Source organism: Variovorax sp. V213, assembly GCF_041154455.1.
Classification (GTDB): domain Bacteria; phylum Pseudomonadota; class Gammaproteobacteria; order Burkholderiales; family Burkholderiaceae_C; genus Variovorax.
In genome coordinates this window covers 1,077,272-1,103,656 of sequence record NZ_AP028665.1, presented here as the reverse complement: position 1 = coordinate 1,103,656, position 26,385 = coordinate 1,077,272, and the positions used below count along the sequence as shown (strand labels likewise).

At 61.1% G+C, this 26,385-nt stretch carries 28 protein-coding genes and 3 pseudogenes; 16 read left to right on the top strand and 15 right to left on the bottom strand.

Features of this window, described 5'->3' with window-relative positions:
* Nucleotides 1-173: 173 nt before the first annotated feature.
* The 4 genes from ACAM55_RS30475 to ACAM55_RS30460 all read left to right on the top strand — a co-directional run bounded on the left by ACAM55_RS30475 (nt 174) and on the right by ACAM55_RS30460 (nt 3,206).
* Nucleotides 174-911 carry an amino acid ABC transporter ATP-binding protein gene (locus tag ACAM55_RS30475; protein ID WP_369656965.1) on the top strand — a complete coding sequence of 246 codons (738 nt, stop codon included), beginning with the start codon at nt 174-176 and terminating at the stop codon, nt 909-911.
* A 99-nt stretch (nt 912-1,010) separates the two neighbouring features.
* Entirely contained in the window at nt 1,011-1,817 is an 807-nt protein-coding gene (locus ACAM55_RS30470; protein ID WP_369656964.1) for an alpha/beta fold hydrolase, read from the top strand.
* 223 nt (nt 1,818-2,040) lie between these two features.
* Nucleotides 2,041-2,859, top strand: coding sequence for an acyl-CoA thioesterase (locus tag ACAM55_RS30465; protein ID WP_369656963.1), 819 nt, complete (start codon nt 2,041-2,043; stop codon nt 2,857-2,859).
* The gene (locus ACAM55_RS30460) at nt 2,856-3,206 is read left to right on the top strand and encodes a LysR substrate-binding domain-containing protein (RefSeq protein ID WP_369656962.1); all 351 of its coding nucleotides are present in this window, start codon (nt 2,856-2,858) and stop codon (nt 3,204-3,206) included. The genes ACAM55_RS30465 and ACAM55_RS30460 overlap by 4 nt, the downstream gene beginning before the upstream one ends.
* Nucleotides 3,207-3,556: 350 nt before the next feature.
* On the opposite strand, the gene ACAM55_RS30455 is transcribed toward ACAM55_RS30460, so the two are convergent.
* The gene (locus ACAM55_RS30455; RefSeq protein WP_369656961.1) at nt 3,557-4,153 is read right to left on the bottom strand and encodes a TetR/AcrR family transcriptional regulator; all 597 of its coding nucleotides are present in this window, start codon (nt 4,151-4,153) and stop codon (nt 3,557-3,559) included.
* An 84-nt stretch (nt 4,154-4,237) separates the two neighbouring features.
* Here ACAM55_RS30455 and ACAM55_RS30450 point away from each other — a divergent pair, with 84 nt between their 5' ends.
* Nucleotides 4,238-5,122 carry an NmrA family NAD(P)-binding protein gene (locus tag ACAM55_RS30450; RefSeq protein WP_369656960.1) on the top strand — a complete coding sequence of 295 codons (885 nt, stop codon included), beginning with the start codon at nt 4,238-4,240 and terminating at the stop codon, nt 5,120-5,122.
* 114 nt (nt 5,123-5,236) lie between these two features.
* Here ACAM55_RS30450 and ACAM55_RS30445 read toward each other — a convergent pair whose 3' ends face one another.
* The 4 genes from ACAM55_RS30445 to ACAM55_RS30430 all read right to left on the bottom strand — a co-directional run bounded on the left by ACAM55_RS30445 (nt 5,237) and on the right by ACAM55_RS30430 (nt 8,564).
* Nucleotides 5,237-6,106: a helix-turn-helix domain-containing protein gene (locus ACAM55_RS30445; protein WP_369656959.1), complete on the bottom strand. Its 870-nt coding sequence runs from the start codon at nt 6,104-6,106 to the stop codon at nt 5,237-5,239.
* Between the two features lie 267 nt (nt 6,107-6,373).
* Complete coding sequence (locus ACAM55_RS30440) at nt 6,374-7,297, bottom strand: 3-keto-5-aminohexanoate cleavage protein (RefSeq protein ID WP_369656958.1); 924 nt, start codon at nt 7,295-7,297, stop codon at nt 6,374-6,376.
* Nucleotides 7,298-7,352: 55 nt separating this feature from the next.
* Nucleotides 7,353-8,105 carry an SDR family oxidoreductase gene (locus tag ACAM55_RS30435; RefSeq protein ID WP_369656957.1) on the bottom strand — a complete coding sequence of 251 codons (753 nt, stop codon included), beginning with the start codon at nt 8,103-8,105 and terminating at the stop codon, nt 7,353-7,355.
* An 87-nt stretch (nt 8,106-8,192) separates the two neighbouring features.
* Nucleotides 8,193-8,564 (bottom strand): hypothetical protein, encoded by a 372-nt coding sequence (locus ACAM55_RS30430; RefSeq protein WP_286622308.1) that lies wholly within the window; start codon nt 8,562-8,564, stop codon nt 8,193-8,195.
* 498 nt (nt 8,565-9,062) lie between these two features.
* Between ACAM55_RS30430 and ACAM55_RS30425 the strand changes: the two are divergent.
* The 3 genes and pseudogenes from ACAM55_RS30425 to ACAM55_RS30415 form a co-directional block, all read left to right on the top strand.
* Nucleotides 9,063-9,206, top strand: a pseudogene (locus ACAM55_RS30425) (serine hydrolase); the annotation flags it as partial.
* A 116-nt stretch (nt 9,207-9,322) separates the two neighbouring features.
* Complete coding sequence (locus ACAM55_RS30420) at nt 9,323-10,315, top strand: tripartite tricarboxylate transporter substrate binding protein (RefSeq protein WP_369656956.1); 993 nt, start codon at nt 9,323-9,325, stop codon at nt 10,313-10,315.
* A gap of 24 nt (nt 10,316-10,339) precedes the next feature.
* Nucleotides 10,340-10,996, top strand: coding sequence for a flavin reductase family protein (locus tag ACAM55_RS30415; protein WP_369656955.1), 657 nt, complete (start codon nt 10,340-10,342; stop codon nt 10,994-10,996).
* 94 nt (nt 10,997-11,090) lie between these two features.
* On the opposite strand, the gene ACAM55_RS30410 is transcribed toward ACAM55_RS30415, so the two are convergent.
* Genes ACAM55_RS30410 through ACAM55_RS30400 form a run of 3 tightly spaced genes read right to left on the bottom strand, consistent with a single transcriptional unit; the run spans nt 11,091 to nt 14,333 of the window.
* A complete protein-coding gene (locus ACAM55_RS30410) occupies nt 11,091-12,071 on the bottom strand; it encodes a Bug family tripartite tricarboxylate transporter substrate binding protein (RefSeq protein ID WP_369656954.1) in 981 nt (326 codons plus the stop codon).
* Between the two features lie 59 nt (nt 12,072-12,130).
* Nucleotides 12,131-12,946: an alpha/beta fold hydrolase gene (locus tag ACAM55_RS30405; RefSeq protein ID WP_369656953.1), complete on the bottom strand. Its 816-nt coding sequence runs from the start codon at nt 12,944-12,946 to the stop codon at nt 12,131-12,133.
* Between the two features lie 25 nt (nt 12,947-12,971).
* Nucleotides 12,972-14,333: an FAD-dependent oxidoreductase gene (locus ACAM55_RS30400; RefSeq protein WP_369656952.1), complete on the bottom strand. Its 1,362-nt coding sequence runs from the start codon at nt 14,331-14,333 to the stop codon at nt 12,972-12,974.
* A gap of 99 nt (nt 14,334-14,432) precedes the next feature.
* On the opposite strand from ACAM55_RS30400, the gene ACAM55_RS30395 reads away from it, so the two are divergent.
* A complete protein-coding gene (locus ACAM55_RS30395) occupies nt 14,433-15,317 on the top strand; it encodes a LysR family transcriptional regulator (RefSeq protein ID WP_369656951.1) in 885 nt (294 codons plus the stop codon).
* A gap of 184 nt (nt 15,318-15,501) precedes the next feature.
* On the opposite strand, the pseudogene ACAM55_RS30390 reads toward ACAM55_RS30395, so the two are convergent.
* The 5 genes and pseudogenes from ACAM55_RS30390 to ACAM55_RS30370 all read right to left on the bottom strand — a co-directional run bounded on the left by ACAM55_RS30390 (nt 15,502) and on the right by ACAM55_RS30370 (nt 18,914).
* A pseudogene (locus ACAM55_RS30390) lies at nt 15,502-16,434 on the bottom strand (IS5 family transposase).
* Nucleotides 16,435-16,502: 68 nt separating this feature from the next.
* A pseudogene (locus tag ACAM55_RS30385) lies at nt 16,503-16,607 on the bottom strand (IS66 family transposase zinc-finger binding domain-containing protein); the annotation flags it as partial.
* Nucleotides 16,608-16,635: 28 nt separating this feature from the next.
* Nucleotides 16,636-17,985: an MFS transporter gene (locus ACAM55_RS30380; protein WP_369656950.1), complete on the bottom strand. Its 1,350-nt coding sequence runs from the start codon at nt 17,983-17,985 to the stop codon at nt 16,636-16,638.
* A 62-nt stretch (nt 17,986-18,047) separates the two neighbouring features.
* Nucleotides 18,048-18,419, bottom strand: coding sequence for a hypothetical protein (locus ACAM55_RS30375; protein WP_286622308.1), 372 nt, complete (start codon nt 18,417-18,419; stop codon nt 18,048-18,050).
* Nucleotides 18,420-18,821: 402 nt separating this feature from the next.
* On the bottom strand, nt 18,822-18,914 hold the full coding sequence (locus ACAM55_RS30370; RefSeq protein ID WP_369656949.1) for a CoA transferase: 93 nt from the start codon (nt 18,912-18,914) through the stop codon (nt 18,822-18,824).
* A 109-nt stretch (nt 18,915-19,023) separates the two neighbouring features.
* On the opposite strand from ACAM55_RS30370, the gene ACAM55_RS30365 reads away from it, so the two are divergent.
* From ACAM55_RS30365 to ACAM55_RS30335, 7 genes are all read left to right on the top strand, one after another.
* The gene (locus ACAM55_RS30365; RefSeq protein WP_369656948.1) at nt 19,024-19,287 is read left to right on the top strand and encodes a hypothetical protein; all 264 of its coding nucleotides are present in this window, start codon (nt 19,024-19,026) and stop codon (nt 19,285-19,287) included.
* Nucleotides 19,288-19,296: 9 nt separating this feature from the next.
* A complete protein-coding gene (locus ACAM55_RS30360) occupies nt 19,297-20,271 on the top strand; it encodes an amidohydrolase family protein (protein ID WP_369656947.1) in 975 nt (324 codons plus the stop codon).
* 34 nt (nt 20,272-20,305) lie between these two features.
* A complete protein-coding gene (locus ACAM55_RS30355) occupies nt 20,306-21,076 on the top strand; it encodes a class II aldolase/adducin family protein (protein ID WP_369656946.1) in 771 nt (256 codons plus the stop codon).
* 17 nt (nt 21,077-21,093) lie between these two features.
* Nucleotides 21,094-22,092 carry an NAD(P)-dependent oxidoreductase gene (locus tag ACAM55_RS30350; protein WP_369656945.1) on the top strand — a complete coding sequence of 333 codons (999 nt, stop codon included), beginning with the start codon at nt 21,094-21,096 and terminating at the stop codon, nt 22,090-22,092.
* Nucleotides 22,089-23,054, top strand: coding sequence for a Bug family tripartite tricarboxylate transporter substrate binding protein (locus tag ACAM55_RS30345; RefSeq protein WP_369656944.1), 966 nt, complete (start codon nt 22,089-22,091; stop codon nt 23,052-23,054). The genes ACAM55_RS30350 and ACAM55_RS30345 overlap by 4 nt, the downstream gene beginning before the upstream one ends.
* 35 nt (nt 23,055-23,089) lie before the next feature.
* The gene (locus ACAM55_RS30340; RefSeq protein WP_369656943.1) at nt 23,090-23,878 is read left to right on the top strand and encodes an SDR family oxidoreductase; all 789 of its coding nucleotides are present in this window, start codon (nt 23,090-23,092) and stop codon (nt 23,876-23,878) included.
* Nucleotides 23,879-24,043: 165 nt separating this feature from the next.
* Nucleotides 24,044-24,733: a TetR/AcrR family transcriptional regulator gene (locus ACAM55_RS30335; RefSeq protein ID WP_369656942.1), complete on the top strand. Its 690-nt coding sequence runs from the start codon at nt 24,044-24,046 to the stop codon at nt 24,731-24,733.
* A gap of 93 nt (nt 24,734-24,826) precedes the next feature.
* On the opposite strand, the gene ACAM55_RS30330 is transcribed toward ACAM55_RS30335, so the two are convergent.
* A complete protein-coding gene (locus ACAM55_RS30330) occupies nt 24,827-25,972 on the bottom strand; it encodes a thiolase (RefSeq protein WP_369656941.1) in 1,146 nt (381 codons plus the stop codon).
* Nucleotides 25,969-26,382 (bottom strand): Zn-ribbon domain-containing OB-fold protein, encoded by a 414-nt coding sequence (locus tag ACAM55_RS30325; protein WP_369656940.1) that lies wholly within the window; start codon nt 26,380-26,382, stop codon nt 25,969-25,971. Before ACAM55_RS30325 ends, ACAM55_RS30330 begins: the two co-directional genes overlap by 4 nt.
* Nucleotides 26,383-26,385: the final 3 nt, after the last annotated feature.

Sequence of the window (26,385 nt, the reverse complement as noted above, 5' to 3'; positions counted from 1 at the left end):
GAAGTCAGCCACTATGCCGCAGCCGGACGATGGCGAGAAGCACTCGTTTACAGAGAGAGAATTGATTAGTATCGGATATCAATTGATTTGATATTTAAACTTTACAAATCTCAGGTTGGCGCATGAAATACTCGGATCGGGCTTTTAGCCATTCCGATTTCAAAGGCAGAAACTTGATAAAGATTCAGAATGTGTCGAAGTGGTACGGCCCGGTGCAGGTGCTCAACGAGTGCTCGGTCAGCATCAAGCAGGGCGATGTGGTCGTGGTCTGCGGTCCGTCGGGCTCCGGCAAGTCCACGCTGATCAAGACGGTCAATGCGCTCGAGCCCTTCCAGAAGGGCGAGATCACGGTCAACGGCATCGCGCTGCACGACCCCAAGACCAACCTGCCCAAGCTGCGCTCCAAGGTCGGCATGGTGTTCCAGCATTTCGAGCTGTTCCCGCACCTGTCGGTGACCGAGAACCTCACGATCGCGCAGATCAAGGTGCTGGGCCGCAGCGTCGACGAAGCCAAGACCCGCGGCCTGAAGATGCTCGACCGCGTGGGCCTGATGGCGCACAAGGACAAGTTCCCGGGCCAGCTCTCCGGCGGCCAGCAGCAGCGCGTGGCGATCGCCCGTGCGCTGAGCATGGATCCGATCGTGATGCTGTTCGACGAGCCCACTTCTGCACTCGACCCCGAGATGGTCGGCGAGGTGCTCGACGTGATGGTGACGCTGGCCAAGGAAGGCATGACCATGATGGTGGTCACGCACGAAATGGGCTTTGCGCGCAAGGTCGCCAGCCGCGTGATCTTCATCGACGTCGGTGGCCGCATCCTGGAAGACTGCCCGAAGGAAGATTTCTTCGGCAATCCCGACGCTCGCAAGCCGCGCACCAGGGACTTCTTGGAAAAAATTCTGCAGCATTGAAAGTTGGCCGATCGTGTCTGCATTGAGTTCAGGCAAGCGTCAAGCCCTTCGACTTATCCACGCTAGTGCTAACGACCAGGAGTACGTATTAAATCTGACATGTCCCGTCGCACCATGCTCGCGGGCGCCGCATCGCTCACCCTTCCTGGACTCACGGCTTGTGCCGGAGTAGGACCTGCAAAATCTAAGACAACGCATTACGTGCTTGTTCACGGCGCCTGGCACGGCGCGTGGTGTTGGAACAAGCTCATTCCCCTATTGCGCGCTAAAGGGCACATGGTGACCGCGGTCGACCTACCCGGTCGCTGGGCCCGCCCGGAAATTGCTGCAGCAACCACACCTGCAGACTTTGTCGAAAGCGTTGGTCAAGTGCTGCGTGCGTCGCTCGGGCCTGTGGTCCTGGTCGGCCACAGCCTGGGGGGCGCGACCATATCGCTCGCTGCGGAAGCCTACCCGGACCGTATTGCGCGGCTCGTATACGTTTCCGCGTTCTTGGTGCCCCATGGGCAAACGGTTGGCTCCATTGCGATGTCGGACAGAGGCACGTTGATCCCGGTCTCGACTCGCCGGGATCCCTCTACGCGCGTTTCTACTGTCATCCCAGAGCGTGCGAAAGATGTGTTCTACGCAGACTGTTCGGAAGACGAGGTGCGAGCCGCGCTTCAACTGCTTTGTCCGGAGCCCGCGACCATGGGGACCGCCCGCATGTCGTTGAGCAGCGATCGGTTTGGGAGAGTCGACCGTACCTATGTGGAATGTCTGCAGGATCGAGCGATATCGATCGAGACGCAGCGAGCAATGCAAGCTGGTACGCCATGCCAGCGGCACTTCACGCTCGACAGTAGCCATTCACCATTTCTGTCCAAGGCGACGGAGCTGGCAGCGATATTGGATTCGCTCGCCTGAATAGCTGCCTGCTCGAGGTCGAAGATCTTGATGAGCGTGAAGACTCGAGCATTTGACACGTGTGGGCGTCAGCCACGGAGCGGAACGCCTTCTTCTGATAACGAGCGTTTGGTGAACGAACCATAATCCATGCTTCGTTCACTTGTCAACGGTGGAACTCTGGTCGCGAGGAGTACCCGCGCCCGACTAAGCTTGCCGATCGTTCATCTAACGGCCTCATTCCATGGCCAGACTCGAGCACCCATTCGATAGTGCGATCGCCCTCGACGGCCTCGGCGACGAACGATTCGTGGCCCGCACCACTGCCGAGTACGCGAACATGGTCGGCCCCTTCGGCGGCACGATCGCAGCGGTGCTGATGCAGTCCGTGCTGGGGCACCCGTCGCGCCTCGGCGATCCGGTCGCGTTCACGGTCAACTTTGCCAGCCCGATTGCCGACGGGGCCTACGAGATCGCGGCCCGTCCGGCGCGCACCAACCGGTCAACCCAGCACTGGTCGATCGTCGCTTCGCAATCTGGCGACGTCGTCGCGACAGCGACGGCTGTTTTCGCCAAGCGCCGCCCAACCTGGTCGAGATCCGAGGCGGAGCCGCCGCCCTCAGTCGTCCCGTTCGATCGGCTGGCGCCCTCACCCTCGGCGGGCGGCCCACCCTGGGTGAGCCGTTACGAGACGCGCTCGATGGCTGGCGGCATGCCGAGCGACTGGGACGGTGGCGAAGGGGAGAGCTCGACGAGCTGCCTGTGGGTGCGCGACGACCCGCCGCGCCCGCTGGACTACGCATCGCTGGCGGCCCTGTGCGACACCTTCATGCCGCGTATCTTCATCCGTCGCCGGACGGCGGTGCCGATCGCCACGGTAACGATGACCACATATTTCCACGCCGACGCGCAGATGCTGATTGCCCAAGGCGATCGACCGTTGCTCGGCGTCGCCCGCGCGCTCAACTTCCGTGACGGCTACTTTGATCAATCCGCGAAACTCTGGGACGCCCAGCAGCGGCTGCTGGCGAGCACGCACCAACTGGTCTACTACCGAGAGTGATCGACGGAGCCGACAACCGGTTGGCCGCCTCTCCAGGAATGAGCGTAGGTGTGGTGCCTGACGCGTTGCGCCTGTTCAGTCAGTCGCATCCGTCCGTGCACGTGACGGTCCAGATCAACGACACCAGCACGATCACGAAGTGGACAGCTGCGGGTTACTGCGACTTCGCCCTGTCCTCGTTCGTCCCTGATCCCCACCCGGTCGAGCGACTGCTGCTCCATCGAGGCCGCGCGGTGTGCCTCTTGCCGGAAGGTCACCGCCTTGCCGGAAAACGCAAGATTCGTTCGTCCGATCTCGCAGGCGAGTCGTTCATTTCACTCACCCCCACGACCCGGCTACGCAGTTGATCGACGCCGCGTTCAAGCCCGATTTGCGCCGCGTCGACATCGAAACCACCCACGCAGTGACTGTGTGAATGATGGTCTTACGCGGTCTGGGGGTCAGTGTGATGGATCCGCTAGCATTTCGCGCACTTGGGCCGCCGGGCGTGGTGGCGCTCCCGTTCGATCCGCCGTTGTTCTTTGAGTGCTACTCACTGCACGCGCGAGACCGCATCGACCAAGCGATGGCACAAGCTTTTCTGGCATCGATCAAGTCAGTGCTGTCCGCGATGTAAAGGCTTCGCCGCGTTTGGAGAGCGCGCCGGCGATGATGGCAATCGCGTTCACCCGTCGGGGACCTTCGAGCCCGTATGTGCTTAGGTTCTCGTTTGCGCGATATCGGCCGCCGGCCACGCCAACATTGCAACAGCGATCATCCGGTCCAATTCGCTCCTGGTAGCACCCGCCTGCGGTAGATCCAAAATCGCTTGCATCACCCCGAGAAAATACCAAGCTAGCGCGGCGACATCTGCCCCACGCGGCAGCTCCCCCACCGCAATTGCTTCCCGAAGCAGACCTTCGAGCAGATTGCGCTGCTGGCTCATCCCCGAGATTGCTGCTTTCCGTCCTTCCGGGGGCAGATCGACCAGCTCGGCACAACTTCTTGCGAGCAGGCAACCCGGTGGTCGACGGGACCCCATGGGCAGCAGCCCGCGCAGCAGTGCCTCGAGCCGCGCACGAGCACTGCCGCCGTCGTATGAATTCATCCTGCGCAGCACCCGATCCGTATAGGTGGCAAGTGCGACCTGGAACAAGCCATCCTTGTCCTGAAAACGTTGGTAAAGGCTTGAACGCGACAGTCCGGTCGCTTCCGTCAACACGTTGATCGATGTGGCCGCGTATCCGTGACGCCAGAAGGCATCCACGGCGGCATCAATGACGGCACCTTCGTCGTACTGTGGCTTTCCGCTCATTTGAAAGATCCTTTGACAAGATGGAATAATCGTTCCAAGATATGTGGATCGTTCGTTCCATGATACTTCTTGAAGGCGCAGACAATGCTCGACCACCCGAACTCCAATGCCAGAAAACCTCGGATTGCCATTGCGGGTGCAACAGGACGCGTTGGCGTCAGTTTGACGGCGTTGCTCGCCGACGACCCGATTGATCTCGTCGTACTAACGCGCCAATCCAGCCCAGCGCAACTGCCCGAAGGGGTGGCCACGTTCAAGGTTGACTTCAAACACGCGGAGACGCTCGACACGGCCCTGCGCGGCGTCGATCGGCTCTTCATCGCGCATGGCACCTCCCTTGAACAGGTCGCCAACGAAATCGCGTTGATCGATGCAGCGGTCGCAGCAGGCGTTCGGCACATCGTCAAACTGTCTGCCCTCGGTCCTGCGACCCGACTTCTTCCCCTCGCTTGGCATATGCAGATCGAGGCGCATCTGGCACAGCAGCCGATCGCATCTACGGTCTTGCGGCCGACGACGTTCACCCATGTGCTCAAACGCGTGGGGCCACACATCGCCGCCGGCTCCTGGGCTGGCGCAGCGGGGAATGGCCGGGTGAACTTCATCGATACTCGCGACGTTGCCGAGGTGGCTCGTATCGCCTTGCTTGAGGAGATCGAGCCAACGTCGCAACGTGCGTACCATCTATCTGGTCCACGCGCATGGACCATGAAACAGGTGGCAGAGGAGTTGGCCCGCCTGCTCGGGCATTCGGTTACCTATGTCGACCGTTCGCCTTCCGAGCAGCGAGAGGCGCTGCTCGGCGCCGGACTTTCTCCATTGGTAGCCGATCTTCTGGTTGGCCTCGACCAGATGTTCCGCGAGTCAACGATCGCCGAAACAACGTCGACGGTCGAGGATCTGACTGGAAAGGTTCCTCGCTCGTTGACCGAGTGGTTGATCGACAACCTCAGCGAATTTAAAGCCTGAGCTCTCCCTTCCCCCCGCCAAGAATCGAAGCATCGGTCGCAGGCGCGCCGGCTCCCGAGCCGGCCAACTGGTGCGGTTTCCCGAAACGGCACCTGAGCCGGTCCGTGCGACGCATCAGCGCATTGAAGCCCTGCGGAAATCGGACGGCGTCACGCCGGTCGCCTTCTTGAATGCAGTGCTGAAGTGCTGGGCATGGCTGAAGCCGCATTCCAGCGCGACTTCAGTTGCGGTGCGGCGAGGATCCAAAAGAAACTCCTTGGCTCGCTGGAGACGCAGGCCGTAAACAAAGCGCAATGGCGTCTGCCCGGAACTGTCCCGAAAGGCCCGCATGAAATGCCGGGGACTGACGCCGGCGATTTCCGCCAGGCCATCGATCGTGAACGGTCTTGACAAGTCGGCCTCGATGTAGTCGATGACGCGGCGCAAGCTGCCAGGTGCGAGGCCCCCCGACGGGCGAAGGGTGGCTGGGGGGGTGCCGTTGACGCGCCCGAGCAGGGCGAGTGCTTGCATTGCCCAACCCTCGGCGAACAGCCCGTAAAGGCTGTCTGCATTGCGAGCCTCACGGCATAGAACCGAAAGGCCACGTTGCAGATCTTCGTTGCCGAAGGCAATCAGGGGCCTATCGAAGCGGCAGCCGGTACCGGACGCAACGGTCGGATCGAGGAAGACCACCGTGTAGTCGAACTGCGGGGCGACGTCGAACTCGCCTTCGACCGAAGTCGACGCTGGGAACAGCGCAAGGCTAGTTCCCTGTTTTATTCCGGAGTGGATGCGGCGGCCGTCGAGCTCCAGATTCAACTCTTTGAGGCCGTTGCGAAACCAGAACAGCGCGAGCCGCGGTTGGCGAAAGCGCCAGGAAATGGGGCCGGTCGCTCGGCGCGCGAGGACTTCAAGATGCGTGGTGCGCGAATCAACAATGGTGCCGGATACGAATTCGCCCCCAACCTCGCGATATTCAGTTTGTGCGTCTAGTTGGCCATGCATTGCTTGCCTCCGCTTCGGCCTTGCGTCCGTCATGGTGCGGCGCGTCCTCTCCCTTGATCTCGCAAGCGAATCAGATGCTGGTGAGTTCCCCTTGAAGGGCGAGCCGCCGACACATAGACAGACGTCAAATCAACCGCGACCGGATCGCTTGCGTCTCTATCCTACACCTTGGCTCCTTGTGCTGCTCTGCGGCAACGGCGATGCGATGAGCCCAGGGCACGAGCCCCCGCCGTTTGCTTTTGCAAACATGGTCGACCCTGTTCCCTCTCAGAACTTGACTTTCCCGATGCCCTTCAACCGGAGGATTTCCCGAGCTTCGTCTGGGCTGGCGATTTCGAGACCGAGCCCTTCGATTATCTGGCGCACCTGCAGCACCTGCGCCGCATTGCTCTCGGCCAACGTGCCGCGTCCAAGCCATAGGCTGTCTTCTAGTCCGACGCGCACATTGCCGCCCATACTGGCAGACATTGCTGCAAGGCGAAGCTGATCCTTGCCTGTCCCCAGCACCGACCAGCGATAGTCATCGCCAAACAGGCGATCGGCCGTCCGCTTCATGTGCAACACGTCTTCAGGATGCGACCCGATACCGCCCAGGATCCCGAACACGGTCTGAACAAAGTACGGCGCCTTGACCAGACCACGCTCGACGAAGTGCGCCAGGTTGTAAAGATGGCTCACGTCGTAGCACTCGAATTCGAAGCGCGTGTCGTTGGAAGCACATTGCGCCAGGGCGTATTCGATATCCGTGAAGGTATTGCGGAAGATCAGGTCACGACTGGCTTCGAGCGCCTCGCGCTCCCAGGCATGTTTGAACTCCTTGAAACGCGCCAGCATCGGGAACAGTGCGAAGTTCATGGATCCCATGTTGAGTGAGGCCACCTCGGGCGCGAAGCGCATTGACGGCTGGATGCGCTCCTCGATCGTCATGTAGGGCGAGCCACCGCTGGTGATATTCAACACTGCATCGGTGCGTGCCTTGATCTGCGGCAAGAATTGGGCGAATGCATCGGGGCTTTGATCCGGCTTGCCTGTGACAGGATCACGCGCATGCAGGTGAATGATCGCGGCGCCAGCTTGGGCCGCGCCGACCGAAGCTTCGATGATCTCTTCCGGTGTAACCGGTAGATGCCGTGACATTGAGGGCGTGTGGATCGCACCGGTGACAGCACATGTGATGATGACTTTGCTCATACTGCGAAAGGGAAACCCGCGTTAGACGACCAGTTTCGTCCTGCCGTTGCCATCTTCAGATCTGGGCCTTGCCGCCGTCGACGAACAGTTCAATACCGTTGACGAAGCTTGAATCATCGGAAGCAAGGAAGACCGCCGCCTTGGCGATTTCGTCCGGATCGCCGACGCGGCCCATTGGGATCCGCGAGGCGAGGGCGTCCAGTATTTCCTGCTGTTGTTCTGCATCGGGGCCGGCTAGGTTAAATAAGCCTGGCGTCTTGGTGGGGCCGGGGCTGAGCGTGTTGATCCGGATGCCGCGGCCCTTGAGATCGAGAATCCAATTGCGGGCGAATGAGCGTACGGCGGCCTTTGAGGCGGCATAGACACTGAATGCCTTGGCGCCACCGCTGGCAGCGGTAGAGCCGGTCAGGATGACTGATGCGCCATCCGCCAGCAATGGCAGCGCCTTCTGTACAGTGAACAGTACGCCTTTGACGTTACGGCCAAAGGTGTCGTCATACTGTTCCTCGGTGATATTCCCGAGCGGCAGCAGCGAGCCGCCGCCCGCGTTGACGAACAATACGTCGATCCGGCCCTTTTCCGATTTCACCCGATCAAAGAGCGTGTCCAACTCGGCCATGCTCGATGAGTCGATCCGGATGCCGGTAGCGTTACCGATCTCGGACGCCGCGGCGTCGAGCTCGGCCTGCCGACGGCCGGTGACAATGACATGCGCTCCTTCGCTGGCGAACCGCTTGGCGGTGGCAAGTCCGATTCCCGTAGATCCACCGGTAACGACTGCGATCTTGCCGTCGAGTTTGCGTGACATGAAAGTTTCCTTGATTGTTTGTGAGTGGAGTGGGCTCGGATGCTGCGAGGATCGGCTGTGTGCAGATGCGCGCAGACTGCATTGACCTCACACGCGAGGGGCTTCGGGCAGGCGTTCACCGCCACGCACGACGTATTTGGCGGGATAAAGTGCGACGAGAACCTCGACTTCGTCCTCTGACGCTCCGGTGCACGCGCTCCAGATCGAGCTCACCCTTTTGGCCAGCGACAGCACGGCGCCATCGCTGCGCCCATCACGTATGTGGCAGAAGATCAGCGTTTCGGAAGTGGCCTCCCCCGAACGGTAGGTGTTCTCGGGAGTGGCTTCATGGAAGACGACGCTGATCAGGTCGAGCGGCGAGAGGATGATTTCCCTGATCGCGCTGGTGAACTCGGCGGCCATCTTGGCCTTGACGCCAGCTTGGATTCCGGCCTTGCATTCGCAAACAATGACGGGCATTTTGTGTCTCCGTGGAAGGGTGGGCTATTGAGGCCCCCAGTCTCTCGGAACATAGCCATTGGTGATTGCAGCGCGGCGCCATCACTTGCTTGGAAGTGCCACGAAGTGGGTTCCTGACCGCTACGGGTTGCGTCTGCGCCAATGACTTTGTCCGAGGCGCCGCGTTTGGAGCCTCGTGTACTTGAAACCTTCGTGGCTGCACGGTCATGTCCGCGCCGATGCAGTGCTCCGCGCATGCGCTCAGTGCTTCACCGATTCCATGGAGGAAATCCTTGTTGACGCAAGGCGGGTGATGACATAGCCTTCGTTTAATAAACGATCGTTCTGTTACGTAGGCGATGTCACGCTGGTTCGCGAAATTGGAGACAACTTGATGGTTTGAAGACTGATCACACTCTCAAAAATGTGCACCCAGGCTCGGAGCTGACGCAGCTGACTAAGCCCCAACGAATGACCCTTCAGTCACACCACCTTGCCGTTCTTGGCCGGTGCATGCTCATCGCCTCCATGACCAAGCCGATCACGAGCGCCGAAGCCATGCAGCTGGTCGAGCAGGGCAGGTTGAGCTTGGACGATCCAGCTGCCGCAGTTATCCCCGAGTTGAGCGCTCTCAAGGTCCTGCAGGGCTGGGACGCGAATGGTGCGCTGAACCGTTGCCCTGAAGGGCGGGCCACCGCCTCAGGATTGACTGTGCAGCATCCAAGACATGACTGAAATAACACTTTGCCGGCCTTTTCGACTGGCGCACGGAGACAAACATGAAAACACTGATTCGCAGACTCTTTGATACCGCCCTTGTTGCGGCCGCGCTTTGTGGTGCCGCAGCCACCGCCAACGCGCAGTCCTATCCGAGCAAGCCCATCCTGATCAAGGTCGCCTATCCTGCCGGGTTTGGCGTGGACGCCTCAGTGCGGCCATCCGTACCCGTGCTGCAGCGCGCCCTTGGACAGTCTCTTCTGGTTGACAACATGCCTGGCGCGAACGGCTCCATCGCGGCGATGAACGTGCTGAACGCGTCGCCCGACGGATACACCTTGCTCGCAACCGCCGGTCCGGACTTCGTGGTGGCGCCGCTCACGGTTGCTTCGGCCAAGTACACGTTCGACAGCTTCAAGCTCATTGGTTCGTTCGGGATTGCGGACATGGTCCTCGTCAGCCATCCCGACCGACCTTTCAACACCCTCAACGCACTCGTCGAACAGTTGCAAAAGCCTGGCGCGAAGGAGCTTTCCGTTGCCCATTGGGGACAAGGCACGCTCGCTCATCTCGCGGCCGCTGAATTCCAGGGGCGTGTCGGCGCCAAGTTGCTGGAGGTGCCGTACAAAGGCATCGCTCCAATCGCCACGGCCGTTGGCGGCGGCGAGGTAGACCTCGCCTTTGTCCCTCTTGCGGGACCAATTCTGGGAATGATTCAGACAGGACGCATCAAGGCCATCGCCATCGCCAGCCCCAAGCGGCATCCGCTCCTGCCGAACCTGGCGACGTTGAGCGAGGACGCTCGGTTCAAGAACTTCGAGTTCGGCATTTGGACCGGCCTGTTCGCGCCCGCACGCATATCCGATTCTGTCGCAGCGCGCCTGAGCACGGCCTTTCGAGAATGGAACGACAGTCCGGAATTCCTGGCGCTCGCAACCGCGCAGGGATTGCGCAAGCTGGACTCAATGACGCCCCCGCAGGCAGCGACCTTCTTGCGCGCGGAGAACGAAAAGTTCATCAACATCGCCAAGACTCTTCATCTGGTGGCGCAATAACGCCGCCACAGAAAAGGCCCTTAGATGACCGTTCGAGACTTTCACTACTACGAGCCCGCCAAGGGTCACGGGCTGAGCCACAACCCGCTCAATGCGCTGGTGGCGCCGCGGCCCATCGGCTGGATCTCGTCACGCGACGCCCAGGGTCGGGTCAATCTCGCACCCTACAGCTTCTTCAATGCGTTCAACTACGATCCACCGATCATCGGATTCTCTTCGATCGCCTGGAAAGACAGCGTTCAAAACGCATCGGAAACGGGCGAGTTCACTTGGAACCTGGTCACGCGCGAACTGGGTGATCAGATGAACCAGACCTCGGCACCGCTTCCGCATGGAGAGGACGAATTCCCATTCGCCGGCCTCACAGCGGTGGCGGGCCGCATGGTCAACGTCCCGCGGGTGGGCGAAAGCCGCGCAGCCATGGAATGCAAGGTGATCGATATCGTGCAATTCCGAAACACCGCGGGCGAAAAGGTAGGTGGCTGGCTGGTGCTGGGCGAAGTGGTGGGCGTGTACATCGACATGACACTTCTGAAAGACGGCGTTTATCAGACGGCCGAGGCGTATCCGATCATGCGTTCCGGGGGGCTGAATGACTATGTTCAAGTTTCGCCAGAGAGTGTTTTTCAGATCGCGCGGCTCGCGGGCGCCAGCAGTCCGTCGTCGCATGGCAAGGGATAGCAACATCCTCTAGGGATGGTCTGCAAAACCGGACCGAACCTTGCATGATCTCGCGATGTCGAACGCGCGTTTGCGCAGTGGCTTGCGCCGCGTATTACTCCAGCTTGATGCCGCGAGCCGAGATGATGCTGCTCATGGTCGCAGCCTCTTCCTTGATGCGCGTTCTCAGGCCTTCGGGCGAAGTATCAAGCGCCTGCCAGCCCTGACCAAGGAGCTTCTGGCGCGTCTCTTCGCTGCGAATGATCTTCGGCACCTCGGCGTTGAGCCGATCCTGCGCCGCCTTCGAGAGCTTTGCGGGCCCAACAAGGGCTGTCCACACTTCCAGGTTGAAATCGCGCACGCCTGCATCGGCCAACGGTGCCACTTCCGGGACCACAGCGCTGCGCCCGCCCGCCAACCCGATCGCCTTGAGCTTGCCTGCCTTGACCTGGGGCATGGCAATGCCGGGGGGCACAAGACCCATCTGAATCTCGCCGCCCAGCAGCCCTGTGATGACTTCAGGGTTGCCCTTGAACGGGATGTGCATCGGCAGCAAGCCCTTGCTCTTGCTCTTCAGCACTTCCATGCCTAGGTGGCCCACAGAGCCGGTGCCGACCGACCCGTAGTTCCACTTGTCACCGGCCTTGGCGGCAGCGGCGAAAAAGGCAGCGCCTTCCGGCGCGTTCGCGGGTGCTACGAGTACCAACGGCGCGGTTGCGAGCAGCGAGAGATAGCTGAAGTCCGTGGCGGGGTCATATGGCAACTTCGGATACAGCATCTTGGCCGACGTCAGGTTGCCGTTGATGACAATCCCGATCGTGTGATCGTCCGTGGCTTTGGCGACTTGATCGGCCGCGATGTTTCCTGACGCGCCTGCCTTGTTCTCAACGATCACCGGCTGGCCCAGCACCTTCGACAAGGGCTCGGCCAAGCTTCGCGCCACAATGTCAGGCGTCGATCCCCCAGGGAAACCCACAAGGATGCGTACCGTCTTCGTCGGCCAGGTCGGTGCAGAGGCCTGTGCGTGTGCAAGCGGAACGGTCGCGGTCATCGCAGCAGCCAACGCCAGAAGGTTCAGTTTGCGTCTTTTCATCATGTCTCCAGATTTATTCATCGGGTAAGCGAAGGGATCGTTCGTCCCTCTCGCCGAACTTCTCAGCTTGAAGTCAAAGCCTGGACCACGCCGGCCGGATCCGAGAAGAAAGGTGAGTGGCTGGTGTTCAGCGTGAGAACCTTTTCGCAGGGCATGGCAGCGACCATGGCTCGCTGTACGGAAAGGCTGATCGCCCGGTCTTGCAAGCATTCGACATAGACGCGCTTGATGCGGCCGTAGCGCTCGGGAGTGACCAGGATCGGGGCGCGGCCCATGGCGCCGGATTCGGCTGTGACCATCCGAGTTGCCATCGCAACGTCGGCGTCGGAGCAGTCTTGGTAGAAAACCTCGCGGACGAAGGCTGGATCCAGACTGGATAGGCCGGTCTGCGCATCACGGCGCACCGCCTTGGCTGTGAGGGCGTGCTTGTCACTCATAGCGATGGAGCCCATGGTCTTGCCCGGCGGTACCAGGAAGGCAGTGAGGTAGACCAGGCGCTTGATCTTGTCCGGGCGGGCTTCGCCGGCGAGCGATACGGTCCCGCCGCCCAGGCTGTGGCCAACCAGAACGACGGGTTCCGGCGCCGCGTCCAGAACGCGGGTGACCGCCGCAACATAGTCGGCAGGCGTCAGCTTTGCGAGATCCTGCACGTCACCGCCGCGACCGGGTAGATCGATGGCCGTCACGCGATGGCCTTGTGCCTGAAGCAGCGGCACAACCTTGCTCCAACACCAGGCGCCGTGCCACTGTCCATGAACGAGGACGAAGTGTTCTTTCATGGACAGTGGGGCAGCGCATCCGCTCAAAGCCAGGGTGGCGCCGGCAACTCCAAGGGCAAGAATGTTTCTGCGGCGTTGTAGCGTGCGTTTGGTTTTCATAGTTGTCTCCTGTAATTTTTTTGACTCAGTGCTTGTCTAGGCCGAGGTAAGCGCCATCGGTTTCAAGGCGGCGCTGCAGGACTTTGGCGTCAAGGTCTCGTGGGCGAATGCCGTCCTGGACCGCAAGGGCGGCCGCGGTGCCGGCCGCTTGGCCCATGACGAAACAGCCACCAGAGACCCGCGCAGCCGATTGACCCATGTGCGTCATGGATGCGCAGCGCCCCGCAATCAGCAGGTTGTCGACCTGCAGCGGCAGCAGCATGCGGTAGGGCAGGTGGTTGAAGCCTCTGCTGTTGGGGATATCCTGCCACTTGAAGGCTATGTTCCCGGCGACGTGCTCCTCGATCATCCAGCCGTTCACGCCGATGCTGTCGTCAAAGCTGGCGCACTGCAGGACGTCTTCTTCGGTCAACTGGTACTCGCCCACGACGCGGCGGGTTTCCCGCACGCCGACCTGTGGCGCGATCTCCAAGATGTAGGAGTTCTGGAATCCAGGCGCCGACTCGCGCAGGAACTGGAAGAAATCCACGATCTGCCGGCGCCCTTGCACTTCCGCATCGCTCAGCTGCCCAGCGTTGGTGCCGTCCACGGGGGAACCGTCGGCGTTTGCCAGCTGGGTCACGTTCGCTCGCCACTCAGCAGGGTTCTTCTGCGGGCGGATGATCGGCGTCTTGCGGGGGAACTTCCGGCCGAGCTTCTCGGCTTCGTCCATCAAGCCGCCGAACTTGTTGTACGCATCACCTGCCACGGCAGCGTCCACGCCGTTGACTCGGAACATTGTGGAGGGGTACATCATATCGTGGCCGCTCGTGCCCTTCTCGAACGGTGCGCCCGCGAATGCTGCGAGGTCGCCATCGCCCGAGCAGTCGATGAACGTCTTGGCGAGGACCGCGTAGCGGCCCGACTTGGTTTCGATCAGCGCTGCACGGATCTGGCTGGGGTTGTTCATCAGAACCCCGACCAGATTGGCATGGAACAGCAGTTGCGCCCCGCTGTCGAGCACGAGGTCATCGGCGGCGACCTTAAAGGCCGCGTTGTCATACGCTTGCGCGGCGATCTTGTTGCCGAAGATCACGTGCGGCTCATTCAGGCCGCCAAGAGCGCTGATGCGGGCCAGGAGGTCGTCCGTGACGCCGTGCACCACCTGTTTAATCGTGCCGTGCACGTTGGCGTGCAAACCACAGAAGTTTGTTACACCAGCGGCCGTACCCATGCCGCCCAAGAAGCCGTAGCTCTCGATCAGTAGGGTGGACTGGCCAGCCCGTGCGGAAGCGGTGGCGGCTGCGATGCCCGCTGGGCCACCGCCCAATACGACAACGTCGTACTCACCCCAGACGGGGGTGTCACGACTGGGCTCGTTCAAGGTGGCTGGCTGGGCGCTCTGCATGGATTTGTCTCGGTTAGTCCTGAATTGCCAAAATTCTCGTTTCGGCTGACTATTCCGACAATGCCATACTCCGAATAGCCAAAAACGGGAATCTAAATAATGGACCTGAAGCTGCTCACCGTTTTCGACGAGGTTTACAAGACACGCAGCGTCTCACGGGCGGGCGAGAACCTTGGCGTGGCGCAGTCCTCTATCAGCATTGCGCTGGCAAGATTGCGGCGCCACTTTGGTGATCCGTTGTTCGTTCGGACCTCGGACGGCATGCAACCCACCCCCCACGCCACATCTCTGGTGGTGCCGATCCGGCAAGCTTTGGAACTTCTGCGCGGCATCACAAAGCAGCAGGCGGTGTTCGACCCGGCGAAGGTGCAGCGGACGTTTCGGATCTGCATGACTGACATCACCCACCTGGTCCTCGTGCCTGCGCTCATCAACCGGCTACGCGACATCGCGGCGGGGGTCAACGTGGAGATCACGCACATCTCCGGGCTGACGCCCAAGATGCTCGAATCCGGGGAGGCGGACTTGGCAGTCGGGTTCATGCCGCAGTTGGAGGCTGGCTTCTACCAGCAGAAGCTCTTCGAGCAGGACTTCTCGTGCGTGGTACGTCGCGACCACCCGCGCATCCATTCACGGCTCACGCAGGCCATGTTCAAGCGAGAGAACCACGTGTTGGTTACTGCTCCTGGCACCGGACAGAACTTGGTGGAGGAAGAGCTGGAACGCCTTGGCATTCACCGCAACGTTGCCCTTCGGCTCCCCAACTACCTCGGCATAGGTAGCCTTGTCGCAAGCACGGACCTGATGGTGACCGTGCCGCAGCGCGTAGCTGAGACGCTGGTCCGGATCGCTAATGTGAAACTGCTGGCACCCCCCTTCGATCTGCCAGCCTTCGCGATCAAGCAGCATTGGCATGACCGATACCAGCAAGATGCGGCCAACCGCTGGCTGCGGTCCGTTATTTCGGACCTTTTTCTTGAATAGTGCAGTGCTGGAAAGGCGAACTGCACGGCTACGGCAAAAGAATAGGTCCTGGCGAGTTGTACGTCCGGTTTGTGGAGGCTCCCAAAGCCTCATACGGCAAGGACGGCTCAGGCGAGTGGGCGCGCAGGAGGGCGCTGTTGCATAACCCGAATTCAAGGCGAGGCTCCCCTTACCCCAGACGCAGCTATGCCACGCGTACAGTCTCAGGCGTTCCTAGACTGGTGAACCTGTTGAGGATCGATGCCCGTACCTGTAGCTCGGTCACCTGCCTCTGGAAGTCCCGTGCCATTACGCGCTCGCCCAGTCTCTTGAAGCACCCCATCTTGGTCTCCACCAGGCTGCGGCGGTGATAGCCGCTCCACTTCTTCCAGATTGAACGGCCCAGCTTGCGCGTCGCCCTCAGGATTTCGTTTCTTGCCTGCGCCCCAGCTTTGCCATCCGCCCAAAGCTTGGCGTTCTTGCGTGTGGGGATGATCGCCGCAGCCTGCCGACTGGTGAAGGCCTCGTGGCACGCTTTGGTGTCATAGGCGCCATCGGCGCTCACCGAATGCAGTTGTTCGTCCGCAGGAATCTGCGCCAGCAACTCCGGCAACATCGGCGCATCGCCAATGGCGTTGTCTGTGATCTCGATGGCTCGGATCTCCAGCGTCTGTGCATCAATGCCCAGGTGCACCTTGCGCCACTGCCGACGGTAGTCGGCACCGTGCTTCTTCGACTTCCACTCGCCTTCGCCCAGCATCTTCACGCCGGTGCTGTCGATCAGCAGGTGTAGGCCCGCGCTGCTGCGGCGCGTGGCAATGGCCGCACTCAATGTCTTCTGACGCCGCGACAAGGTGCTGTAGTCGGGCACGACCCAGTCTAAGTGGGCCAACTTGATCAGGCTCTCGGCCAGGCCCGTAGCCTGGCGCAGGCCCAGCCCAAACATGCACTTCAAGGTCAGGCAGAACTGGATCGCAGCATCGCTGAACACAGTGGGCCGGCCTGAGCGACCACTGGCAGGAGCCTGCCATTGAAGGTCGGCATCGAGCCAAACCATCAATGATCCCCTGCGCTTGAGCGCCTAGTTGTACTCACTCCAATTCGTCGTGCGGTACTTCGCCCGCGGTGGCTTGCTCATCTGCTTAGCCTAACCACGATCGAAGGCCACTCCCGCAGGGTTATGCAACAACGCCCTTCGCAAGCAACGCACGCGAGCTTGGGCCGCACATGCCGGACCACCTTGAAGCGCGAGGGCACGTACTCCAGTTGCTCCGAGACGTCGTGTCCGATGAGACGCAGACGGCCGCCGCACTCTATGCCGCCCTTAGCAGGCCGAGCATCAAGGCCGCTGGCCGACGGCGCTCGTTTCGTGGCTGTGCGAAGAGATCGATGGCCTTTGCTTGATCAGAGCAACCGCGACACCGCCGATCACCGCGGCAATTGCAATCGCGAGGAAGTTCTGCACCAGCGGCAGCTTCATCGAGACCAGCAGTCCAATCATGATCGGCGCCGCGATCGCGCCGATGCGCCCGACCCCCGAAGCAAAGCCGAGTCCCGTCGAGCGGATCGAAGTCGGGTAAAACTGCCCGGCATACGCGTACAGCAGGATCTGTGTGCCCAGCGTCGACGCGCCGACGATGGCAATGATCAGGAACAGCGGCTGAGTGCCGTAACCGAGCAGCGTCAGCGAGACTGCGGCGACCGCGAAGAATCCGCTCGTCACCCACTTGATGTTGAGCTTGTCGGCCAGCCATCCGCCACCGACGGCGCCCACGACCGCACCGGCGTTGTAGGCGAGCAGAAAATTCAGCGCGGAACCGAGGCTGTAGCCGGCCATGCCCATCAGCTTGACCAGCCAGGAACTGAGCGCATAGAGCATGAACAGGCAGGTCATGAAAGCGAGCCAGAACATCAACGTGCTAAAGCCGCGGCCGTCCAGGAACAGCCCGCCTACGGCCGGACCTTCGGCCTTGTCCTCAGCTGGAACGAGAAACTCCTCGTGCGACTCGAGCCGCATGTCCGGCCGCATCTTCCGGATCACTTCGCGCAGACGCGTGTCGTCGTGCTGCTTGATCAGGAACGGCAGGGATTCAGGCATATACTTCAGGATGAACGGAATCAGCACCACAGGGGCGCCCGCGGCAATGAACACCGATTGCCAGCCGTAGGTCTCGATGAACTGCTTTCCGAGCAGCGCGGCGAGGATGCTGCCGGCCGCGTAGCCGCAGCACATCAGCGTGACCATCAAGCTGCGCACCTTCTTTGGTGAGTATTCGGTCATCTGCGCGGCCGCAGTCGGGATCGCGCCGCCAATGCCGAGCCCGGCGAGGAAGCGCATCACGCTGAAGGTAATCGGATCGTTGGTGAACCCGGCCGCCGCGGTGAAGACGCTGAACATGAATACGCAGATCGAGATCGCCCAGCGGCGGCCAATCCTGTCGGCCATCGCGCCGAGCGCGATCGCACCGAACATCATGCCGAACAGCGCTGAACTGGCCATGAATCCCGCGGTCGCGGCCTCGACATTCATCGCCTTCATGATCGACGGAAGCGCGATGCCAGCGACCGCCAGGTCATAGCCGTCGAGCACTAGGACCACGAAACACCACAGCAGCACGGACCAGTGAAAGCTGTTGAACTTGGCCTCGTCGGCCAGGTTGTGAACATCTATTGGGCGGGTTGGCTTCATTGACTTGTCTCCTTATATTTTTTCAGTACGAGGTTCAGGATGCAGCGCAGGCTGCCCCACCCTCACACGCGAGGGGCTTCGGGCAGGCGTTCACCGCCACGCACGACGTATTTGGCGGGATAAAGCGCGACGAGAACCTCGACTTCGTCCTCTGACGCTCCGGTGCACGCGCTCCAGATCGAGCTCACCCTTTTGGCCAGCGACAGCACGGCGCCGTCGCTGCGCCCATCACGTATGTGGCAGAAGATCAGCGTTTCGGAAGTGGCCTCCCCCGAACGGTAGGTGTTCTCGGGGGTGGCTTCATGGAAGACGACGCTGATCAGGTCGAGCGGCGAGAGGATGATTTCCCTGATCGCGCTGGTGAACTCGGCGGCCATCTTGGCCTTGACGCCAGCTTGGATTCCGGCCTTGCATTCGCAAACAATGACGGGCATTTTGTGTCTCCGTGGAAGGGTGGGCTATTGAGGCCCCCAGTCTCTCGGAACATAGCCATTGGTGATTGCAGCGCGGCGCCATCACTTGCTTGGAAGTGCCACGAAGTGGGTTCCTGACCGCTACGGGTTGCGTCTGCGCCAATGACTTTGTCCGAGGCGCCGCGTTTGGAGCCTCGTGTACTTGAAACCTTCGTGGCTGCACGGTCATGTCCGCGCCGATGCAGTGCTCCGCGCATGCGCTCAGCGTGCGCTGCGCTTGCTTTGGCCCTCCAACTGCGCGAGGGTGAATGTCCTGCCGCTTTCCAAGAAACGCTCGACCGGCTTGTCGGGCGTTGCCCGAGCGAATCGGCTCAGCCGGTACTCGCGAAACCGCAATTGAGTGGTGGCCGCTGCCCCAGGCCGTCATCGCGGTTCTCTCTTGACGATCTCCGCTCCCATGTCCGCGAGCGGCATCGCGCCGTACGGGCCAGTCGCCGTTGAGCAGAACTCGCCCACCTGCACACCACGAAGAGGTGGGTGCGAATTGAATCTCCGCGAAGCGTTGTTGTTCCATGGCGGTGGAGATCGAGGCCACTCCACGGAGGAAGCGTATTAAATACACCTATTGACCAAACAGGTTAGTCTATTCACAATGACCATCTTGTCAGAGATGTGGCGATGGTCGCCAGGCACGCCCGAGGCTGTCGTCAAGAAATTGAGCCAGGACTTCGCGGACGTCGTCAGAAGCAAGGATTTCGCAGAGAAGAACCTGATTCAGGTGGGTCTGACACCGGTGGGCAGTTCGCCCGAAGAACTCAGGCAGCGCATAGCGCGCGATGTAACTGCAGTGGCGGAGTTCGTACGCTCCGCCGGGATCAAACCAGAGTGAAGGACTGACATGCAAGGAAAGATTGCGATCGAAGAGCACTGGGAGTCGCCCGAAGTCGATACGCCCGCCACCTTCGGGTTTGTCAACGCCGACTACCTGGCCCACTTGAACCAGCGGCTGCAGGATGTCGATCGCCGGCTGGAGGAAATGGATGCTGCCGGCATTTCCATCGCGGTGCTCTCGCTGACGCAGCCCGGTGTTCAAGGTATTCAGGACACGCGAACGGCCGTCGATTTTGCGCGGCGCATGAATGACTATGCGGTCGAGACATTGGCGAGGCGGGATCCCTCGCGCCTCAAGACCTTTGCTTGTGTCGCGCTGCAAGATCCCGAACAGGCGGCACTGGAAGCGCAGAGGGCGTGCAGGGAACTCGGGTGCGTCGGCGTTCTTGTCAACGGATTCACCGACTTGGGCGACGACAACGCGCGATACCTGGACGAGCCGGAAGTCTTGCCCTTCTGGGAGGCCGTCAGTGAGTTGGAGGTGCCGGTTTACCTCCATCCCCGCATGCCACTCACGAGTCAACGCAAAGCCTACAAAGGCTACCCGGGCCTCGTCGGATCCGCCTGGGGTTTCGGCCACGAAACTGCCACCCACGCGCTTCGGCTGATGTTGAGCGGGCTCTTCGACCGCTTTCCAAAACTCAATGTGATGCTCGGACACCTCGGTGAAGGTCTGGCGCTTTCGCTGCCCCGGGTCGAGCATCGGTTTCGCCACCAATTGCCGGGCTCGCACGGCACGCATCTGCGCACGCCGATGGAGTACTTCTGCGACAACTTTTATGTGACGACTTCCGGGACGTTTCGCACGCAGGGGCTGCTCCATACGATCAGCGAGATCGGCGTCGACCGCGTGCTCTTCGCGGTCGACTATCCCTACGAGTCGATGAGCGAAATCACCGAATGGTTTGACAACTGCCCGATTAGCCCGAACGACAAGCGACAGGTGGCATCCGGGAATGCGCGCCGCCTGTTTGGTCTCTGAGCGATCGAATCCCACGGCGAGAAGGACTCCAGACATGCTGACAGAAGTTGCCTCCCACACCAATCCGAAGTCGTCCCACGCGGTAAGTGAACAAGCGATACGCACGGATTTGGCTGCGTGCTACCGATTGGCCGCGCATTTCCGCATGACGGACATGACTTACACGCACATCTCCGCACGGCTTGACGGCGGGGAGGCGTTTTTGCTCAACGCTTTCGGGCTCTTGTTTGAAGAAGTCTGCGCATCCAACCTGGTCAAGGTCAGCGCATTCGGAGAAATTCTGGAGGACCCGACCGGAGTCGGCATCAATGCCGCCGGCTTCGTGATCCACAGTGCCGTGCACGCCGCGCGCCCCGATGTGCGCTGCGTCATGCATACCCATACGGCGGCAGGGATGGCGGTGTCAACGCATCCCGAGGGGCTGCTTCCGATCACGCAGCATGCGATGCGTTTCCACGACCGCATTGCCCGGCATGCGTATGAAGGTATCGCCATCGACCTCGCCGAGCGGGAGAGGTTGGCGAAGGACCTGGGCGAACACAACGCCATGATTCTGGAGAACCACGGCCTGCTGGCCTGCGGCCGCACGGTTGCCGAGGCCTTCGGCACGATGTACTACCTCGAACGCGCCTGCCAGGCGCAAGTAGCGGCGCTTGGCAGCGGGGTCAAACCCCTGATGCCATCACGGGACGCAATCGAAAAGACCTCAAACCTGTTTCACGAAAACCGTGGCAAAGCCGACCAGCGCGACTGGCCGCCTCTGCTGCGAATGCTGGACCGGATTGATCCATCGTTTCGAAACTAGCAGGTTCGGGCGAACACATGCTCTTCATCGTTGGACCGACGCGGGCCGGGCTGCTCATGAAGAAAATCGCGTCATTGCTCGAGGACGCTGGCCGTTCGGCCGCCGTCATCACGACCGAAAGCCAGGACCTGCTGGACTTTCCGGAGTTGGCGCAAGCCACCGTGCTCGTCTGCCTGATGATCCCCTGCGGGGCCAGGGAAATGGATGCGATGCCGGCGCTGCGAGGAATCGTGTCGCCGCTGCTCGGCTATGACTGGATCGATGTCGAGGAGGCCGCACGCAGGTCCATCCCCGTGGTCAACGGGGAGATTCGCGAGAGCAGGGAGAGCATGGCCGAAGCGACCATCATGCTCGTGCTTGCGTTGCTGTACCGGTTGCGCGAAACGGAAGCCGAGCTTCGCGCAGGTGGCGAACGTGTCCAGCATCGCAACATGTTGAAGGGTCGCACCGTCGGCATCGTGGGCTATGGCGGCATCACGCGCGAGATCGTTCAGCGCCTCAAGGGCTGGCAGGCCACGATCCTGGTGCACACCCGCAGGGCACAGGAAAACGAGGACGGCATTTCATTGGTTTCAAGCGATCACCTTTTAGCCGCCAGCGACGTGGTGCTGCTGATGACCCGGCTGGACGATGGCAACAGGCATTGGCTGGATAGAGGCCGTCTGCAACTGATGAAGCGTGGTGTGCTCCTTGTCAATACCGCCCGGGGCGGGCTCGTGGACGAGGACGCGTTATTGGAAGCTTTGCAGTCCGGCCAGGTGGGCGCCGCCGCCCTCGACGTGTTCGAAACTGAACCGCTGCCCACCAGCCACCCGTTCCGGCAGCTTTCCAACGTCATCCTGACCCCGCACTCAGTCGGCCATACGGTGCAAATGATTGAGCAGATCCCGCGTAGGGCGGTCGCCAACATCTTGGCGCTGCTGGATGGAAAGCTGCCCGAGAGCTGCAAAAACAAAAGTCTGTTGACACCAGTCAAGGACCAGTTGGACTGCCTTAGAACCAAGGAGACGATATGAAGTGGATGCTTGTTTTGATCGGGTTGGTGTTGTCATGCTTTAGTGCGAATGCGCAGACGCAGCCGTATCCGCAAAAGCCGGTGAAAATCGTTGTGCCGTATCCGCCCGGGGGCATGGACATCCTGTATCGAGCGCTTGCCGTTGAGCTATCGAACAAATGGGGGCAGCCAGTCATCGTGGAGAACCGTGCAGGTGCAGATTCGCTGATAGGCGCCGAGTTCGTGGCCAAAGCCCCGCCAGACGGATACACGATCTTGGCAACGGGCGACTTTACGTTCGTCGCCAATCGATTTCTCTATGCGAAGCTGCCGTACGACCCTGACAAGAGCTTTGTGCCGGTGTCGCTCGTGGCACAGACGGAAATGTTCCTTCTCGCGAGCGAGAGCTTGCCGGTGAACGACCTTCGGGAACTCGTGGCATACGCTCGCGCGCACCCGAAGCAGCTCAGTTTCGGTTCGTTTTCGAAGGGCAGCCAGGCCGACCTCGCTTTCCTGGCATTGAACAAGCGGGAAGGAATCGACTTGCTTGCCGTACCCTATAAGGGCATCGGACCCGTGCTAAGCGGGATGGCCGGCGGTGAGATCCAGTTGGGGATGGGGGGCACCAACGTCGCCGAACCGCTCATCCAGGCGAAAAAGCTCAAGGTGCTCGCAATGACGGGTTCTTCACGCCATCCGCAGTTCCCCAATGTCAAGACGGCCGCCGAGCAAGGCTTCCCCTATCTCATCTCGAGACTGTGGTACGGCGTATTTGTGCCCGCCGGTACACCCAGTCCCGTCGTGAACAAGATCAGTGCCGACATCCAGGCGGTCCTCGCCAACAAGGAATTTGTGGAAACAAAAATCGCGTCCCGCGGGATCAGGCCGTTGAGCGGCAATGTCGAAGATCTCGCCAAGCGAATCGAGGAGGACGTAGCGCGTGGCGCGCAAGCCTTCAAGGAGGCCGGTATCAAGCCTGAATAGTGATGGCTCAACGCAATGCACCGAAAGGATAGAAGATGGAACTCGGGATCAAAGGAAAAAAGGCCATCATCGCGGGCGGCAGCGCCGGGATGGGAAAAGAAAGCGCCCTGGCGCTTGCCAGGGAAGGCGCCGAGGTCTGCATATCGGCGAGGGGCGAGGCTCGATTGCAAGCGGCCGCTCGGGAGATTGCGCAGGCCACCGGCGTCCGTGTTGTTCCTGTGGTCGCCGACCATGGTACCCCTGAAGGCCGCGCCCGCCTGCTCGCGGCCTGTCCCGAGCCCGACATACTCGTTATCACCTGTTCGCCGCCGCGGTTTCTCCAGAGCTACCTGGATCCGGAACCGGACGAGTGGATGAGCGCGCTTTCAACCACGCTGCTGGGCCCGGTGGAACTCATGCGGGCGACTGTCGGCGGTATGGCGAAACGCGGCTTCGGCCGCGTCGTCAACATCGGCACGATTGCGGCAAAACGGCCGCACGAGAGCCGCCTTCTTTCAGGGCCGCCCCGCGCCGCCTTGTGCAACTACACGGCCGCGATCTCCAGTGGGCTTGCGAAGAGCAATGTCGCCATCAACAACATTCTGCCGGGCATGTTCGATACCGCTGCCATGCAGCAAAGGTTCGAGACCCAGTCAAAAGAGAACGGAACGACATACAAGCAGGAAGAGGACAAGTGGATCGCCCAGGTGGGCATCCCGGCCCTCAAGCTTGGCGACGCCAAGGACGTCGGCGCACTTTGCGCGCTGTTGTGCAGCCAGTACGCGAGCTTCATCATCGGACAAAGCATCGTGATAGACGGCGGGCAGCTTTTCTCCACGTTTTAGAAATGCCCCATCTGCAAGCGCCGCGCAGACTGCTCGGCGCGGCGCTCAGCACGGCGGGCGGAGAGAGCCAGCTACTAGGTCGCGGTCACACTCGTCTACGACGTTGACCGACTGAGTAGGTTTATCTATCTGGAAATTCGATTTGATAATCTACAATCCCCAGAAATGAAACGGACCGCCACTGCCGCCCCTGTTCCTGTGAAATCCGCCTCACGGCGTGCTGCGCCTCCGGCTGCGCCGGTGTCGGAAGTGCCGGCTGAGCGCTTGCTCGAAGCCGCCGTGTCACTGTTCGCGCAGCATGGTTTCGATGCGGTCAGTACGGGGGCGGTCGCGACCGCGGCCGGGCTGACCCAGTCGATGGTGCATTACCACTTCGGCACCAAAGAAAAGCTCTGGAAAGCAGCGGTTGAACACCTCATGCACGTCCGGGGAAACATGTTTTCGCTGAACCTGGAAGACCTGCGCGACGTGGACGACCTCTCACGGTTAAAGGTCATGCTCCGGCGCTTCATATCAGCCAACGCAGCCGATCCCGATCTAACGCGCATCCTGATTCATGAGGGGATGAACGACTCGCCGCGCCTCAAGTGGCTCGCGAAGCGCTACATGATCCGTGGCTATGCAACTTTCAATGCGGCGATCGAGTCGGCGATCAAATCGGGGGTGGTCCGGGGGCTGCCCGTGCGGGACGTCACGAACATCATCGTTGGCGCGTGTGTGCTGACGTTCACGCTCAGCAGGCTGCTCAAGGAGGTTTACGGCGAGTTGCCCACCAGTGCGGACGCCGTTTCCTCGCTCAGCGACACGCTGCTTGAGGTCCTGTTCAAGGGCCTGGAAGCGAAGTCCAGGCCCTGATCCCGCCTCAATGCCGGAATGACCGGCACGAGGAGGTGCGACTCGTAAGCGTCACCAACCTGAACGACAGGCCACGCCGGAGCGAACCCTTCGCTAAGCTCTTTCGTTGGAAAAGATGATCGTGGAGCTGGCGGCGAACATGCCGCCCACACCGTGAGCGACGGAAATCTTCGCCCCCTCAACTTGCGCGGGTGCAATGCCCCGCATCTGCCGGATGCTTTCCTGCAACGCGTACATGCCATACATGCCGGAGTGCATGTAACTCAGCCCACCGCCATTGGTGTTCAGCGGCAGCTGCCCGCCAGGGCGCGTGTGGCCTTCCCGGATGAAGGCTGCAGCCTCCCCAGGTGCGCAGAACCCGAGGTCTTCGAGTCCGTAGAGCGGCAAATGCGCGAATGCGTCATAGATCATCAGGTGGTCGACATCGGCATGGGTGATGCCGGCTTGCGCGAACGCATTGCGGCCGGACACACGGAACGCCTTTGACGAGCTGAAGTCTTCCATCTGGCTGATCATGTTGCCCTCGACGCTTTCGCCGGTGCCGATCACATAGACCGGCCGTGCGTGCAAGTCGGCCGCGCGATCGGCGGCCGACAGGACGATGGCACCGCCGCCGTCCGTGACCAGGCAGCACATCAACATCCGGAAGGGGTACGCGATCATCTTCGAAGACATCACGTCTTCGACGGTGATCGGGGCCTTTTGACTGGCACGCGGGTTGAGCGCGGCCCATTCGCGCTGGACAACGGCCACGCGGGCGAGGTCTTCCTGCTCGTAACCGCGATCCTTGAGATAGCGCAGAACCGGCAGGGTGAACATCGTCGGCGGCCCGAAGGTGCCATAGGGCGTCTCGAACTGCTGCGGCAGACTACCGGGAATCGGATGTGGAAAACCGGAGGCCGCGACGCGGGACCGCCCGCTTTCGCCGTGAGTGATCAAGACGTGCCGGCACAGCCCCGACTCGATGGCCGACATTGCGTGCCGCACATGCATCAGGAAGGAACACCCACCCACGCCCGTGGCGTCGATCCACGTTGGCGTGATTCCCAGGTACAGCGCGAGCGACTCCGGAGTTTCGCCCGCGGTAGCGATGCCATCGATGTCGGACGGCTTCAGGCCCGCGTCAGCGAGCGCGTTCAGCGCGGCATCCGCATGCAGCTGCAATTGAGACATATGGGGCAGCTTCCCCATTTCAGTAGTTTCGGCGGCGCCGATGACCGCTGCGCGCGCCCGCTTCATTGCGAACCCCCGGTGAGTTTGAACATGGGCAAAGTGATCTTCTCGCTGAGTGCCTCGAAGGTGACCTCCACCGGATGGTCAAGCTGCAACAAGGCAGGATCACAAGGCGTTCCAACGATGTTCGTCATCATCTTCGGCCCCTCGTCCAGCTTCACCACGGCAATGGTGTAAGGCGGCTCGAAGCCCGGCGCGGGCAGATGCGAGATCACGTAGCTGTGCAGCGACCCGCGCCCGCTGGCGCGAATGACTCCAACATTCCTCGAAGCACACCCCGGGCAAAAGGGGCGGGGAGGGAAGTAGGTATTGCCGCAGTCCCGGCAGGTCTGCAGGCGAAGTTCACCCAGACGGGTACCTTCCCAGAAATGGGTGGTCTCAGGCGTGGGTACGGGCAGCGGGCGGCCGGCGTTCATCGC

Bases quoted from the DNA above. Each gene is read 5' to 3' on its own strand.
- ACAM55_RS30470 (WP_369656964.1), top strand. From the start codon at position 1,011: ATGTCCCGTCGCACCATGCTCGCGGGCGCCGCATCGCTCACCCTTCCT.
- ACAM55_RS30465 (WP_369656963.1), top strand. From the start codon at position 2,041: ATGGCCAGACTCGAGCACCCATTCGATAGTGCGATCGCCCTCGACGGC.
- ACAM55_RS30455 (WP_369656961.1), bottom strand. From the start codon at position 4,153: ATGAGCGGAAAGCCACAGTACGACGAAGGTGCCGTCATTGATGCCGCC.
- ACAM55_RS30450 (WP_369656960.1), top strand. From the start codon at position 4,238: ATGCTCGACCACCCGAACTCCAATGCCAGAAAACCTCGGATTGCCATT.
- ACAM55_RS30445 (WP_369656959.1), bottom strand. From the start codon at position 6,106: ATGCATGGCCAACTAGACGCACAAACTGAATATCGCGAGGTTGGGGGC.
- ACAM55_RS30440 (WP_369656958.1), bottom strand. From the start codon at position 7,297: ATGAGCAAAGTCATCATCACATGTGCTGTCACCGGTGCGATCCACACG.
- ACAM55_RS30435 (WP_369656957.1), bottom strand. From the start codon at position 8,105: ATGTCACGCAAACTCGACGGCAAGATCGCAGTCGTTACCGGTGGATCT.
- ACAM55_RS30430 (WP_286622308.1), bottom strand. From the start codon at position 8,564: ATGCCCGTCATTGTTTGCGAATGCAAGGCCGGAATCCAAGCTGGCGTC.
- ACAM55_RS30420 (WP_369656956.1), top strand. From the start codon at position 9,323: ATGAAAACACTGATTCGCAGACTCTTTGATACCGCCCTTGTTGCGGCC.
- ACAM55_RS30415 (WP_369656955.1), top strand. From the start codon at position 10,340: ATGACCGTTCGAGACTTTCACTACTACGAGCCCGCCAAGGGTCACGGG.
- ACAM55_RS30410 (WP_369656954.1), bottom strand. From the start codon at position 12,071: ATGATGAAAAGACGCAAACTGAACCTTCTGGCGTTGGCTGCTGCGATG.
- ACAM55_RS30405 (WP_369656953.1), bottom strand. From the start codon at position 12,946: ATGAAAACCAAACGCACGCTACAACGCCGCAGAAACATTCTTGCCCTT.
- ACAM55_RS30400 (WP_369656952.1), bottom strand. From the start codon at position 14,333: ATGCAGAGCGCCCAGCCAGCCACCTTGAACGAGCCCAGTCGTGACACC.
- ACAM55_RS30395 (WP_369656951.1), top strand. From the start codon at position 14,433: ATGGACCTGAAGCTGCTCACCGTTTTCGACGAGGTTTACAAGACACGC.
- ACAM55_RS30380 (WP_369656950.1), bottom strand. From the start codon at position 17,985: ATGAAGCCAACCCGCCCAATAGATGTTCACAACCTGGCCGACGAGGCC.
- ACAM55_RS30375 (WP_286622308.1), bottom strand. From the start codon at position 18,419: ATGCCCGTCATTGTTTGCGAATGCAAGGCCGGAATCCAAGCTGGCGTC.
- ACAM55_RS30360 (WP_369656947.1), top strand. From the start codon at position 19,297: ATGCAAGGAAAGATTGCGATCGAAGAGCACTGGGAGTCGCCCGAAGTC.
- ACAM55_RS30355 (WP_369656946.1), top strand. From the start codon at position 20,306: ATGCTGACAGAAGTTGCCTCCCACACCAATCCGAAGTCGTCCCACGCG.
- ACAM55_RS30350 (WP_369656945.1), top strand. From the start codon at position 21,094: ATGCTCTTCATCGTTGGACCGACGCGGGCCGGGCTGCTCATGAAGAAA.
- ACAM55_RS30345 (WP_369656944.1), top strand. From the start codon at position 22,089: ATGAAGTGGATGCTTGTTTTGATCGGGTTGGTGTTGTCATGCTTTAGT.
- ACAM55_RS30340 (WP_369656943.1), top strand. From the start codon at position 23,090: ATGGAACTCGGGATCAAAGGAAAAAAGGCCATCATCGCGGGCGGCAGC.
- ACAM55_RS30335 (WP_369656942.1), top strand. From the start codon at position 24,044: ATGAAACGGACCGCCACTGCCGCCCCTGTTCCTGTGAAATCCGCCTCA.
- ACAM55_RS30330 (WP_369656941.1), bottom strand. From the start codon at position 25,972: ATGAAGCGGGCGCGCGCAGCGGTCATCGGCGCCGCCGAAACTACTGAA.
- ACAM55_RS30325 (WP_369656940.1), bottom strand. From the start codon at position 26,382: ATGAACGCCGGCCGCCCGCTGCCCGTACCCACGCCTGAGACCACCCAT.